Origin of the sequence: Polaromonas hydrogenivorans (assembly GCF_040105105.1) — a bacterium.
GTDB lineage: Bacteria > Pseudomonadota > Gammaproteobacteria > Burkholderiales > Burkholderiaceae_C > Polaromonas > Polaromonas hydrogenivorans.
The window spans coordinates 1,432,176-1,444,125 of sequence record NZ_CP157675.1 but is presented as its reverse complement, the minus strand read 5'-3'; the positions used below and the strand labels follow the sequence as shown (position 1 = coordinate 1,444,125).

The 11,950-nt window shown below is 59.6% G+C and carries 14 protein-coding genes; 3 read left to right on the top strand and 11 right to left on the bottom strand.

Annotated features, from left to right (window positions below; translation table 11 throughout):
- Window positions 1–4 precede the first annotated feature (4 nt).
- The 11 genes from phbB to ABLV49_RS06705 form a co-directional block, all read right to left on the bottom strand.
- On the bottom strand, window positions 5–742 hold the full coding sequence (gene phbB, locus ABLV49_RS06755) for an acetoacetyl-CoA reductase (RefSeq protein ID WP_349280862.1): 738 nt from the start codon (window positions 740–742) through the stop codon (window positions 5–7).
- Between the two features lie 104 nt (window positions 743–846).
- Window positions 847–2,025: an acetyl-CoA C-acetyltransferase gene (locus ABLV49_RS06750; RefSeq protein ID WP_349280861.1), complete on the bottom strand. Its 1,179-nt coding sequence runs from the start codon at window positions 2,023–2,025 to the stop codon at window positions 847–849.
- Between the two features lie 112 nt (window positions 2,026–2,137).
- A complete protein-coding gene (gene phaC / locus ABLV49_RS06745; RefSeq protein WP_349280860.1) occupies window positions 2,138–3,901 on the bottom strand; it encodes a class I poly(R)-hydroxyalkanoic acid synthase in 1,764 nt (587 codons plus the stop codon).
- Window positions 3,902–4,250: 349 nt separating this feature from the next.
- The gene (gene pgeF / locus ABLV49_RS06740; RefSeq protein WP_349280859.1) at window positions 4,251–5,105 is read right to left on the bottom strand and encodes a peptidoglycan editing factor PgeF; all 855 of its coding nucleotides are present in this window, start codon (window positions 5,103–5,105) and stop codon (window positions 4,251–4,253) included.
- Entirely contained in the window at window positions 5,084–5,722 is a 639-nt protein-coding gene (gene maiA / locus ABLV49_RS06735) for a maleylacetoacetate isomerase (RefSeq protein WP_349280858.1), read from the bottom strand. Before maiA ends, pgeF begins: the two co-directional genes overlap by 22 nt.
- 66 nt (window positions 5,723–5,788) lie before the next feature.
- Window positions 5,789–6,406, bottom strand: coding sequence for a hypothetical protein (locus tag ABLV49_RS06730; protein ID WP_349280857.1), 618 nt, complete (start codon window positions 6,404–6,406; stop codon window positions 5,789–5,791).
- Window positions 6,407–6,460: 54 nt separating this feature from the next.
- Window positions 6,461–7,324, bottom strand: coding sequence for a hypothetical protein (locus ABLV49_RS06725; RefSeq protein ID WP_349280856.1), 864 nt, complete (start codon window positions 7,322–7,324; stop codon window positions 6,461–6,463).
- Window positions 7,321–7,929 carry a hypothetical protein gene (locus ABLV49_RS06720; RefSeq protein ID WP_349280855.1) on the bottom strand — a complete coding sequence of 203 codons (609 nt, stop codon included), beginning with the start codon at window positions 7,927–7,929 and terminating at the stop codon, window positions 7,321–7,323. Before ABLV49_RS06720 ends, ABLV49_RS06725 begins: the two co-directional genes overlap by 4 nt.
- Entirely contained in the window at window positions 7,922–8,671 is a 750-nt protein-coding gene (locus tag ABLV49_RS06715; protein ID WP_349280854.1) for a phosphate/phosphite/phosphonate ABC transporter substrate-binding protein, read from the bottom strand. Before ABLV49_RS06715 ends, ABLV49_RS06720 begins: the two co-directional genes overlap by 8 nt.
- The gene (locus ABLV49_RS06710) at window positions 8,668–9,168 is read right to left on the bottom strand and encodes a PAS domain-containing protein (RefSeq protein WP_349280853.1); all 501 of its coding nucleotides are present in this window, start codon (window positions 9,166–9,168) and stop codon (window positions 8,668–8,670) included. Before ABLV49_RS06710 ends, ABLV49_RS06715 begins: the two co-directional genes overlap by 4 nt.
- A gap of 10 nt (window positions 9,169–9,178) precedes the next feature.
- Complete coding sequence (locus ABLV49_RS06705; protein ID WP_011802192.1) at window positions 9,179–9,541, bottom strand: roadblock/LC7 domain-containing protein; 363 nt, start codon at window positions 9,539–9,541, stop codon at window positions 9,179–9,181.
- Between the two features lie 239 nt (window positions 9,542–9,780).
- Here ABLV49_RS06705 and ABLV49_RS06700 point away from each other — a divergent pair, with 239 nt between their 5' ends.
- From ABLV49_RS06700 to ABLV49_RS06690, 3 genes are all read left to right on the top strand, one after another.
- Window positions 9,781–10,083, top strand: a complete 303-nt coding sequence (locus ABLV49_RS06700; RefSeq protein ID WP_349280852.1) for an antibiotic biosynthesis monooxygenase family protein — start codon at window positions 9,781–9,783, stop codon at window positions 10,081–10,083.
- Window positions 10,084–10,183: 100 nt separating this feature from the next.
- Window positions 10,184–11,206, top strand: a complete 1,023-nt coding sequence (locus ABLV49_RS06695; RefSeq protein ID WP_349281638.1) for a Bug family tripartite tricarboxylate transporter substrate binding protein — start codon at window positions 10,184–10,186, stop codon at window positions 11,204–11,206.
- Window positions 11,207–11,243: 37 nt separating this feature from the next.
- Window positions 11,244–11,939 carry a fumarylacetoacetate hydrolase family protein gene (locus ABLV49_RS06690; RefSeq protein ID WP_349280851.1) on the top strand — a complete coding sequence of 232 codons (696 nt, stop codon included), beginning with the start codon at window positions 11,244–11,246 and terminating at the stop codon, window positions 11,937–11,939.
- Window positions 11,940–11,950: the final 11 nt, after the last annotated feature.

Here is an 11,950-nt window from a genome sequence, read left to right as displayed (position 1 = left end):
ACACTCAACCCATGTGCAGGCCGCCGTTCAGGGAGAAATCGGCGCCGGTGGCGTAACCACCTTCATCAGAAGCAATCCAGGAGATGATGGATGCAATTTCTTCCGGCTGACCCAGGCGCTTGGCAGGCACGCCAGCGACAATTTTCTCCAGCACTTCAGGACGAATCGCCTTGACCATGTCGGTGCCGATGTAGCCTGGACTGACGGTGTTCACCGTCACGCCCTTGCTTGCCACTTCCTGCGCCAGCGCCATGGTGAAACCATGCAGGCCGGCTTTGGCGGTGGAATAGTTCACCTGGCCAAACTGGCCCTTTTGGCCGTTCACCGAAGAGATGTTGATGACGCGACCAAAGCCGGCCTCAACCATGCCTTCAATGACCTGCTTGGTCACATTGAACATGCTGTCGAGGTTGGTCGAAATCACGGCATCCCAGTCGGCCTTGCTCATTTTGCGGAACTGGCCATCACGCGTGATACCCGCGTTGTTCACCAGCACGCTGACCGGACCATGCTCTGCCTTGACCTTGTCGAACGCAGCCACGGTGGAGTCCCAGTCACCCACATTGCCGACAGAGGCGTGAAAAGAATAACCCAAGGCTTTTTGCTCGTCGAGCCATTTGGTGAAGTCCCGCGTGGGACCACAACCGGCGATGACCGTGAAGCCATCCTTGGCCAACCGCTGGCAGATGGCGGTTCCGATGCCGCCCATACCACCTGTTACGTACGCTACTTTGTTGCTCATTGCCTTCTCCTTGAATTGCTAGATTTTTATAAAATTGTTTTGCTATTAATTTAATAGCTGTTTAGGCCCGACTAGCGGGCGCTAGAACCTGTTTTAGCTGATATTCAGCGTTCGAGTGTGAGGGCAACCCCCATACCGCCGCCAATGCACAGGCTGGCAATGCCTTTTTTGGCATCACGCCGCACCATCTCGTGCAGAAGCGTCACCAGAATACGGCAACCGGACGCGCCAATCGGGTGACCAATGGCAATCGCGCCGCCATTGACGTTGACCTTGCTGGTGTCCCAACCCATTTCCTGGTTGACTGCACAGGCCTGCGCTGCAAAGGCTTCGTTGATTTCAAGCAAGTCGAGATCCTGGGCGTTCCAGCCGGCACGCTGCAATGCCTTGGTGGAAGCAGGAACCGGTCCCATGCCCATGTAGGCTGGGTCCAGCCCGGCGGTGGCGTAGCTGGCGATGCGCGCCAGCGGCGTCAGGCCCAGGGCAGCTGCTTTTTTGGCGGTCATGACCATGACAGCGGCAGCACCATCGTTCAAACCGGATGCGTTGCCTGCGGTCACGCCACCCGCCTTGTCAAACGCGGGGCGCAAGCCTGCCAGGCCTTCGGCGCTGGTTTTGCGGTTGATGAATTCGTCCGCCGAAAACACCAGCGGATCACCCTTTTTCTGGGGAATCGAAATCGGGATGATTTCGTCCTTGAATTTGCCTGCATCCTGCGCCGCTGCCGCCTTGGTCTGGCTGGCAAGGGCCAGTGCATCCTGCGCTTCGCGGCTGATTTCGTACTTTTTGGCAACATTTTCTGCCGTGATGCCCATGTGGTACTGGTTGTAGACGTCCCACAGGCCGTCCACAATCATGGTGTCAACCATTTTCCAGTCGCCCATGCGCTGACCATCACGCGAACCGTTCAATACATGTGGCGAAGCACTCATGTTTTCCTGGCCGCCGGCAATCACGATCTCGCTGTCGCCAGTCGCAACGGCCTGCGCCGCGAGCATGACGGCTTTCAGACCGGAGCCACAAACGGCATTGATCGTGAGGCCCGGGATGCCCTGCGGAAAACCGGCCTTGAGCACGGACTGACGAGCTGGATTCTGGCCTGCACCCGCAGCCAGCACCTGGCCCATGATGACTTCGCCAATCTGTTCAGCGTTCAAGCCCGAGCGCGCCAGCACCGCCTTGATAACGGCAGCGCCCAGCTCGGTTGCAGGTATTTTCGCCAGCGAACCGCCAAATTTGCCAACGGCAGTCCGGCCTGCTGAAACGATAACTATCTCTTCCATGCTGTCTCCTTGTAAAAAACTTGAAAATGCCCGATGCCGATCTTTACCTCAACGAATCAAAGGGCAAAGCCGGCCTGAGTCCGGGACTCGGTGCGGTCAAAGGTTCTCTTTTTCAGGCTTTGACCTTGACGTAGCGCCCTGGCGCAGGTTCGATGGCCTTGTACTTGCGGCTGCCATAGGTTTTTGGTGCCGCAATCTGTTTGCCTGCGTGTCCCTGCAGCCATTCGGACCAGTCTGGCCACCAGCTGCCGGCATGCTCGGTCGCGTCTTTCTGCCAGTCATCCTGCGCGGCAGGGTACTTGTCACCGGAAGTCCGGCTGGAAGCCAGCTTGTCATTGGTCCAGTAGCTGCGCTTCTTTTTGGCCGGAGGATTGATGACGCCGGCGATGTGGCCGGAAGCACCCATCACGAAGCGCTTCTTGCCCGGCAAAACTTGCGTGGAGGCATACGCCCCGCCAATCGGCACGATATGGTCTTCACGCGAGCCGTAGATGTAAAACGGCATGTCGAGCTTGCCGAGATCAACTTTCTCGCCGCAAACCACGGTTTTCCCAGGCTTGATCAGGTTGTTTTCAAAATAGGTGTTGCGCAGATACCAGGCGTAAAACGGCCCAGGCAGGTTGGTCGAATCGCTGTTCCAGTACAGCAGATCGAACGGCGGCGGCGTTTCGCCCTTGAGGTAGTTGCCAACGACATAGTTCCAGACCAGGTCGTTCGGGCGCAGAAAGCTGAAGGTGGAAGCCAGCTCCTTGCCCTTGAGCAAACCGCCTTTACCCATCTCGGCTTCACGGTATTTGACCGAAGTTTCGTCAATGAAAATATCCAGAATGCCGGTGTCGCTAAAGTCCAGCAATGACGTCAGCAGCGTGACGCTTTCAACCGGCTTTTCGCCGCGCGCCGCCAGCACCGACAGCGCTGTGCCCAAAATAGTGCCGCCCACGCAAAAACCGAGCGCATTGATGGTGTCGGCGCCTGTAATCTCGCGCACCACCTCGATGGCCTTGATGGGTGCGTTCTCAATGTAGTCGTCCCAGGTTTTTGCAGACATGGACTGATCCGGATTGCGCCAGCTCATCACGAAGGTTCTGTGGCCTTGGGCCGTCGCATAGCGAATCAGGGAGTTTTCGGGCTGCAGGTCGAGGATGTAGAACTTGTTGATGCAAGGCGGAACCATCAGGAAAGGCTTTTCATACACCTTGTCCGTCAATGCCTTGTATTCGAGCAACTGGAAAAATTCGTTTTCAAACACCACCGCGCCTTCGGTGGTGGCGACGTTTTTGCCGACTTCAAAAATGCTCTCATCGGTCATCGAGACATGGCCCTGCTTCATGTCGTGCAGCATGTTCGCCAAGCCTCTGGCAATGCTTTCGCCTTTGGTTTCGATGGCTTTTTTCTGCGCTTCGGCATTCAGCGCCAGGAAGTTGCTGGGCGCTGAAGCCGCCATCCACTGTTCGACCGCGAAACGCAGGCGAGCCTTGGTTTTAGCGTCGCTTTCAACGGCTTCAGCCAGGCCCATCAGGGTGCTGGCGTTGAGCTGGTAGGCCGATGCCAGGAATTTTGAAACCGGACTGGCCTGCCAGGCCGGATCGGAGAAGCGGCGATCAGGCGCAACCACTGCCGCATCGGTGGCTTGAAGGCCCTGGTTCCAGATAGCCGATGCACCTGCTATATAGCGCTGCTGAAGCTCAAGTAATTTGGATGGCTCGAAGGTGATCGAGGGCTGGGATGGAGCCAGGGTCTTGAACACCGACAAGTCCATTGCAGGAAAACCAGGTGCGGTTCCGGCTCCCAGAGAGGATATGGCCTGCGTGAGACCGGCCCCCAGGGTTTCCTGCATTTGTTGGGCCGCTTGTGTCCAGCTAGGTTCAAAATTCATAAAAGTCTCCTCGATGATGCATCGTCTAGTTAAGCGCCTTGGGCATCATGCCAGTATCCTATGAATAACTTTTGAAATTCTGACAAGAAGGCATGTATTTTTTATGTATTTGATCGTTATCGCCTGGATGTATGTAGTATTCATGATGAGTGTTGCCGAAGCCACGAGCAGCAATGGAACACTGCTGGGTGCTTTGGTCACCCTTGTACTCTACGGCGTGGGTCCGGTGGTATTGGTGGTTTACCTGATGGGAGCCCCTGCGCGCAGCAAGGCCATCAAACAACGGGAAGCCGAAGCACGGGCACGGCATTCAGCCTCTGCAGGCCTGGACGCAAGCCCGGCAACACGTTCAGTCATCGAGCCAGATGCAGGCAGCCATGCGCCCGGTGGTGGCGAAGCCATTGCCCGGGAGGCCGGCATCGCGCCGGTGGGAAAAGAACCTTGAGGGATTGCCAACGGTACACCAGGGCGCGCTGCCGTCGTTGCCGTAAACCTGCGTGATGCCCAGTGCCTCCAGCCGAAGACGCGCCAGGCCCGGCAAGTTGGCCAGGTATTTCCCGGGGCCGACCGGCACAAAGAAACGCGCCGCTTCAGGCTGCACCGATTCAAACGCCAGCTTCACTTCAGCACCCACTTCAAAAGCGGAAGGCCCGATGCACGGCCCCATCCACGCTATTTTTTTAATAGCTACCTGCGCATATCCAGCGTGCGCAAGAGCACTAAAAGACTCATAAACCGACTCGATAACGCCCGACCCGCGCGGGTCGCCGCAGCCGGCCAGCCCCCGCCAGCCGGCATGGGCTGCGGCAACCACCTCGCCATCCTGCGTCGCCAGCAGCACCGGCAGGCAGTCCGCCACCATGACGGTACAGGCCAGCTTGCGATGCACCGTCACACAGGCATCGGCAGGCTGGCCGTCGGCGCTGGACGGGTCAAGCAACTGCACCCTGGCGCCATGCACCTGGTTCATGAAGACCGCCTGGTTTGTTCCCGTGGCGCGTCGCAGCACGGCGCGGTTGGCAGCTACCGATGCGGGCAGGTCGCCGACATGATCGCCCAGGTTCAGGCTGTCAAACGGCAGGGCCGACACACCGCCCGCACGGGTCGTGAACACCGCCCTGACGCCGGCAGGCGCTGGCCAGTCCGGAACCAGCCAGTCGGGATGAAGTGCGTTGTCCAACTTCAGGCCTGGCTGTCGGGGCATGCCGAAGGCTGTGCTTTTTGAAAGGCAGGTAGCGCCATGCAGGCGTCGTAGGCGGCCATGGTCAGCGGCAAGCCGTCAAAATTCACATTGAAACGCGCGGCATTGAAGATTTGCGGCACCAGGCAGCAATCGGCCAGCGTCGGGGTGTTTCCGTAGCAATAGGTGGACGCCGGCAACTGGACCAGTTGCCGTTCGAAAGCTTCCAGCCCCTCCCGGCACCAGTGGCGATACCAGTTGTTCTTGGCCTCTTCCTCGACCTTGAGATCGCGCACCAGGTACTTGAGGACGCGCAGGTTGTTGAGCGGATGAATCTCGCAGGCAATCGACTGCGCCAGAGCCCGAACCCTCGCACGGCCCAATGCATCGGCTGGCAGCAGTGCCGGCGTGGGATGCAGTTCGTCAAGGTATTCGATGATCGCCATCGACTGCGACAGCCTTTCGCCATTGACCTCCAGCAGCGGCACCAGGTGATCGGCGGAAAGCGCGGCATAGGGCTCTTTCTTGTGATCGCCCCTGGCAATCTGAACCGGAATGTATTCGTAGATCAGGCCCTTGAGTTCAAGCGCAATCCGCACGCGAAACGAGGCGGAAGAGCGGAAATAGTTGTGCAGCTTCATGGCTGAAAGCATAAACCGAAATGGCTTTTTGCCTGTTTGGAAGCTTTCGGGAACCCATGCGTTTTGTCAACCGATGGTGGCAAAGCGGGTTCCCGCCTGTTTGATTCCCCAAAGCAGTTCGACCAGCGCCGGATTGTTCAGCAGCGGCTCGCCCATGAGGATCAGCCAGTAGCCCGCCCCGTCCACCCAGAACGGCATGAACACATGGTCAGGCAGCAAAAATTCCGGGTCGCGGTGAAACGACACATAGCGCGTGCCGCCATCCCAGCCGCGCCGCGCCTGCCGGGCTGCAAAACCGGAATAGTCTGCAGCGGCGGCGCAAACAATGTCGGCCTCGTCCTGATCGACACCGGTGCGGCCCAGGCAAAAGCCTTCTTCAGAGGCCAGAACGGCACGGCGCTCGCCCGACAGTGAGGCAATCACATGCTGCAGGAAATCGTCAAGACGGGCATCGGGGCCCTGCAGGGAACTGTGCAGCACCTGCACCCAGCCGCTGTCGAGAGCGCCAGCCAGCACGCTGGGCGCCAGCGGATCAGCAGCGGTCCAGGCAGCCAGGTTCAGCGACCGCTCGCCGGTCAGCAGCGTTTGCAGGGCGGATGCCGTCTCGTCCGGTGTGGGGTGGGCAAACGCATGCAAGACACCGGCAGGCGTCAGCATGAAGTATTCAGATGCAGTCAAGGTCATGGCAATTGTTTAACGGAGGTGTTGAAAAATTCATGCAGCAAGCACACTGCGGAGTCAGGCTTTTTTGTCCAGCTGTTCATGCGCCAGCTTCCAGAGAAAGGACTCCAGCGGCTCTATCGGCATGCCCAGGCGCAACGCCCGCGCCATGGCATCCTTGTCGTCAATCGTATCGATCTCGACGCTTGAAGCGAGTGCATCGTTCCCACACAGATCTTCCAGCACCGGCAGTGGCGTGTTGCTCGCCATCCATTGCGCATCAGGATGAAAGATCATTCTGTTGAGGAACGAAACCCGGACTTCGAATGGATTGTGCAGAGCCAGCGCTTCGCCCAGCATGCGCATGAACAGCGGCGGTTCATGCCCGGGAAAAGCGCCAGGACGGGCCTGGAATTCACCGGCAGTCATCTTTCCGTCCTCCTGCGCCACGGGGGGTGAAGGCGACATTGCAGCCATGACTGGCGAAGCGATAACGCGAGGCGCCGATGCCGGGGGAAGCACCCCATGGGGCGCGGGTGGCGCAACTGGCAAGGCTTTAGGCTGAACAGGGGTTGCGCGGCCAGCTGCGGCCTGTTTGAGCGCAGCCCGCATGTCTTCAGTACCGTAGGGCTTGTGCAGCAGCACCAGCGACTGGCTTTTCATGAGATGGCTGTCCAGCGCCGACCAGGTCTGGTCAAAAGCGGGTGCAACCAGCACAGCAGGCGCGCCATCAAGCGCCTTGAGCAGATCGCTCTGCGCTTCCTCAGTCCAGCGCCGCATTCCCCTGCCCGCCAGATCGACCACATACAGGTCTGCGGGCGGCAAGGACTCATCAAGCCCGGCCGTTACCGCGCTGCACTGCCAGCCTGGCTGTGACTTGCCGACCAGCATGCCCAGAGCCACTTCTTCACGGGTGGTCAGACCCACCAATGCCACGTTCATGTCAACTCCCGGGTTTGTTCCAGTTGCAGGCTGACCGCTTCCCAGTCGCCAGGCAACGCCGCACCAGACTTGAGCAGTGCCCGGCGCGCCAGCATGAATGCCAGGTTGTCATGGCAGGTCACGCAGTGGTGCAAAAATTCGTTTTGAGCCGGCTTGTCGGCGGCCCTGAAGGCCAGGACCGCCTGCCCGGCCAGCATGCGGGAATCGTCAACGCTGCAACGCCGGGCCCGGGTTGAAATATCCGCCGAGGGATGGGCGAGCACGCTCCAGCGCGTCGCCAGGGGATTGATGGCGGGCAGTGCCGCCTGTGCGACCTGCGCCTCGAACCAGCGGGTTGCATGCGCCGAAAGACGGCCCTGCGAGAGTTGCAGGGCCGTGCGCTTAAGGGGCGCATCGTGCGCACCAAAACAGCTGAACAGGTCGGCCAGCGCACCCTGCACCGGCTCGGCGCCTGCCAGCTCAAGCGAGGCATGCAGGCGCGCCATGTGCGAGCCGACATCGGTCGGGTCGCGCAGCAGATGCCGGGCGTGCCGCCGTACCGCCAGCCTTGCCGTTCGCTGGCCAGATGCAGGCCCGGTCACGCGTCGTTGTGCATCGTCAGTCAAGAAGCGTGTCCATCAGGTCGATCATGAATTCCGCATCTTCCTGGGTCATCGGTTCAAACCCCTTGGGAATACCGAGGGCTTCAAGCACGTCGCTGTCAGCAGGCTCACGCCCGATGCCCAGCAAGGCTTCGCTAAGGCGCGGCAGGTCGCCGGCCATGCGCGGGTGCGCCAGCACCACATGCGAGATGTCGCTGATCCGGCTTTCCACCAGAACGCGCAGCTGGCTTCGCGTCATGCGGGTGAGCGACGCATAGGCTTCGGCCAGGAAAAAACCGGCCTGCACCCCGCCCTTGATGGTCAGACGTGCAACGGCCTGAAAACTCTCTACCGGAACCCACTCGATCAGCGACTCATTCAGGTCGGCCGGCTCCAGCAGGCGCAAGCCAATCAGCTTGACGTCCTTGTTGTCCGTCAGCGCAATGCGGCTGCCGGGCTGGATGTCCTCCAGCTTTTGCAGACTGGATTCAGACCCGGTGGCAATCACCATCTCGTCAAACCGCTCGGCTGGCCGTGCGAACGGTACATAACCCTGGTTGCGGATCATGTCGGCAGCATCAAACGGGTTGGCATACACCAGATCGACCTTGCCCTCGGCCAGCAGGGCCGCCTGTTCGGCCGGACTCGCCGGGGTCAGCAGGTGAAGGTGAATGCCTGAGCGGCGCTGCAGCAGCGTGTTGAGCATGTGCCAGCCGGCAAAACGCTCGGGGGAAAAATCAGGGGCGATCAGAAAATTGAGGGTCATGATGCGGTTTTTTCCTTCTCCTGGTCCAGCCACTGGCGGTACACCGGAATCAGCTCGTCAATGCGTGTACGCGAAGGCTTGCGGCGTACCGAGGTGTAGCCTGCAATTTGCCCATTGCGGATATTGGGAACAGCCGTTGCATAGACCCAGTAGTAGGAGCCGTCCTTGCGCAGATTCTTGACGTAGCCATGCCATTTCTTGCCTTCCGAAACCGTGTTCCAGAGATCCTTGAAAGCGACTTTGGGCATATCGGGGTGGCGCAGGATGTGGTGCGGCTTGCCGATCAGCTCATCGCGCAGCCAGCCGCTCAACTCGACAAAGGCGTCATTGGCATGGGTGATGATGCCGTCAAGGTCAGTGCGCGACACAATCAGGCGCCCTTCGGGGAACGGCACCTCCACCTCGGTGGCGAAGACGGTTCGGGAAGCGCCGTCGGTGTAGGTCAGCCTTGACTCGACAGCGTCTGCGGTCGGCCTGGTCATGTCGGGAAGTCTCATCGCAGCTCCTTTAGATCAGCTTGGACAGCGTCTCGGCGGCCCGCTTAATATCCAGAAAGATCAGGCCCAGCTTGGCATTGGACTTGGCCAGCACCGTCAGCACCGCCTCGGGGCCCGCCGAACTCATGATCACGTAGCCGCGCTCGCCCTGAATCAGTACCCGCGCCAGCGTACCGCGCGCCAGTTCGCGGGCGGTACGCTCGCCCAGAGACAGCAAGGCAGCAGACATGGCACCAATCCGGTCTTCATCCATGCCATGCGGCAGGGCCGAGGCAATCATCAAGCCATCGGTGGATATCAAGGCTGAAGCCTCGATATCGGCTGTTGAACCGTTCAGGTCCTCCAGCGCCTGCTGAAACATGTCTGTGCGCATCGTTCTACTCCATATACGTGAATTCAAATTTAGTGCCATTATTAAACAGCCATGACGCCTGGTTACGATTGACACACATCAAAACTACTTTAATACGTCGCATGGGTTGGCGCAAATTCCCCCGAAAACGGGTTTTGGACGGCGTATGCCACCTTGAGTCAAGCATGACGGGCAACCCTTGAAATTTGACGCTAGAGTTAGCGCTTTCCCCAAAAACCCAACAAACTACTGGAGCCTTCATGATTCTTGAACTTGCCGACATCCGCATTCAACCCGGCCAGCAGGCGGCTTTTGACGAAGCCATCGAACGCGGCGTGCGCACCGTCATTGCCAACGCCAAGGGTTTCCAGGGCTACAAAGTCAACAAGGGCATCGAAAGCCCCGAGCGTTACCTGCTGCAAATCTTCTGGGAAACGCTTGAAAACCATACCGTCGATTTTCGCGAGTCATCCGCCTATGCCGAATGGCGCGCGATTGTCGGACCGTTTTTTGCGGGGCCGCCCACGGTGGAGCATTTCAACCTGCTGATCAAATCGGATTGATCCGGCGCATCGCAGAGACGAAATCAAGGCGGGCAGGCAATTTTTGCGCACCGCCAGCCTTTAAAAAACTGTTCCCTCAAAAATGAACCCACTCCCCCAGATGCGAACCCGGCTGAAAAAGCTTTCAGCCTTTTCAATCCATGTAGTGCGCACTACATTTTTGATAGCTGCCTGCACCCTGCCCCTATGCGGTAATGCACAAAATAGCCTGAAAAAATCAGAAACAACGGCAGCCTGGCCAAGCCGGCCGGTCCACATCCTGGTCGGTTTTCCCGGAGGCTCGACGCCCGACATGTCGGCCCGCACCCTGGCAGAACCCCTGTCCAAAGCGCTGGGCCAGCCCGTCATCATTGAAAACCGGGTGGGTGCTTCAGGCAACATCGCGGCCGATCTGGTTGCCAAGGCAAGTGATGATCACACGCTGGGCGTCGTCATCAACGGCAACCTGACTTCGGCCAGGCAGCTCTACGCCAAGCTGCCCTACGACCCGGCCAGGGACTTTGCGCCCATCTCGCTGCTCACCACCGCACCGCTGATGCTGGTGGCCCCGGCGAGTCTGCCCGGCGGGGCCGATTTTTTTGCAGCGGCCCGGCAGGCAGGCAGCCAGTGGAACTACGGCTCGGTCGGCAACGGCTCGGTCGCGCATCTGGGCATGGAACTGATCAAAAGCCGATCTCCCGGCATGGCGCCAGTGCACATTCCGTATTCAGGCAATCCGCAGGTCGTCACGGCCATGCTGGGCGGCCAGATCCAGATGGCGCTGATACCCCCCGGCATTGCCATGCCGCACATCCGCTCCGGCAAGCTCAGGGCCATTGGATTGACTGGCGGACGCAGTCTGCTGGCACCGGATGTGCCGCCATTGGCCGATGCCGGCTTGAAGAATGTCAACCTGGAAGTCTGGACCGCGCTGATTGGCCCGGCCCGCCTGTCCAAGGCGGCCCAGGCGCGGCTGGCCGAGGAAGTGCCCCGCATCATTCGCGATGCGGACACCCGGCAAAAGCTGTTCGCGCAAGGCTGGCAGGCCGTCGGAACTTCACCCGAAGGCCTGACGGGCCGGCTGAAGGACGAAACCGCTATTCTGGGCAATATCATCCAGACACGCGGCATCAAGATCGAATAGCCACAACCCGGCACAAACCTCCAAAGGAATCCCCGCCATGAGTTTTGTTTTTACACCCCCCGCCACGGTTGGCGTGCCAGTCGTCGGCACTGAAGACCGTTTTCCGGTCCACCGTATTTATTGCGTCGGCCGCAACTATGAAGATCATGCAAAGGAAATGGGTTTCACCGGCCGTGAGCCGCCCTTCTTTTTCCTGAAGCCCGCCGACGCCATCGTTGCGGTTGAGGCCGGCGGCAACGCAAGCATGCCCTACCCCAGCCTGACCCACAACCTGCACCATGAAATCGAGTTGGTCGTGGCAATTGGCAAAGGCGGCAAAAACATCAAGGCTGCCGATGCGCACCAGCACATCTTTGGCTATGCCGTGGGCCTGGACATGACGCGCCGCGACCTGCAGGGCGAGATGAAAAAACAGGGCCGCCCCTGGTGCATTGGCAAGGCCTTCGATCATTCCGCGCCGATTGGCCCGATCACTCCGGCAGCGCAGGCCGGCGATGTGAACCATGCCGAAATCTATCTCCAGGTGAGCGGCCAGGAGCGCCAGCGCAGCAATGTGTCCAAACTGATCTGGAATATCTCCGAGACGATTGAACACCTGTCGGCGGCTTGGGAGCTGCAGCCCGGCGACCTGATCTACACCGGCACCCCTGAAGGCGTGGCAGCCGTGGTGCCGGGCGACATCCTGACCGGAGGCGTTACAGGTCTGGAAACGCTGAGCATCAGGATCGATTGATTGATTCACAG

Bases quoted from the DNA above. Each gene is read 5' to 3' on its own strand.
- phbB (WP_349280862.1), bottom strand. From the start codon at position 742: ATGAGCAACAAAGTAGCGTACGTAACAGGTGGTATGGGCGGCATCGGA.
- ABLV49_RS06730 (WP_349280857.1), bottom strand. From the start codon at position 6,406: ATGACCTTGACTGCATCTGAATACTTCATGCTGACGCCTGCCGGTGTC.
- ABLV49_RS06750 (WP_349280861.1), bottom strand. From the start codon at position 2,025: ATGGAAGAGATAGTTATCGTTTCAGCAGGCCGGACTGCCGTTGGCAAA.
- ABLV49_RS06690 (WP_349280851.1), top strand. From the start codon at position 11,244: ATGAGTTTTGTTTTTACACCCCCCGCCACGGTTGGCGTGCCAGTCGTC.
- ABLV49_RS06715 (WP_349280854.1), bottom strand. From the start codon at position 8,671: ATGACCCTCAATTTTCTGATCGCCCCTGATTTTTCCCCCGAGCGTTTT.
- ABLV49_RS06700 (WP_349280852.1), top strand. From the start codon at position 9,781: ATGATTCTTGAACTTGCCGACATCCGCATTCAACCCGGCCAGCAGGCG.
- maiA (WP_349280858.1), bottom strand. From the start codon at position 5,722: ATGAAGCTGCACAACTATTTCCGCTCTTCCGCCTCGTTTCGCGTGCGG.
- ABLV49_RS06695 (WP_349281638.1), top strand. From the start codon at position 10,184: ATGCGAACCCGGCTGAAAAAGCTTTCAGCCTTTTCAATCCATGTAGTG.
- ABLV49_RS06705 (WP_011802192.1), bottom strand. From the start codon at position 9,541: ATGCGCACAGACATGTTTCAGCAGGCGCTGGAGGACCTGAACGGTTCA.
- ABLV49_RS06725 (WP_349280856.1), bottom strand. From the start codon at position 7,324: ATGAACGTGGCATTGGTGGGTCTGACCACCCGTGAAGAAGTGGCTCTG.
- pgeF (WP_349280859.1), bottom strand. From the start codon at position 5,105: ATGCCCCGACAGCCAGGCCTGAAGTTGGACAACGCACTTCATCCCGAC.
- ABLV49_RS06710 (WP_349280853.1), bottom strand. From the start codon at position 9,168: ATGAGACTTCCCGACATGACCAGGCCGACCGCAGACGCTGTCGAGTCA.
- phaC (WP_349280860.1), bottom strand. From the start codon at position 3,901: ATGAATTTTGAACCTAGCTGGACACAAGCGGCCCAACAAATGCAGGAA.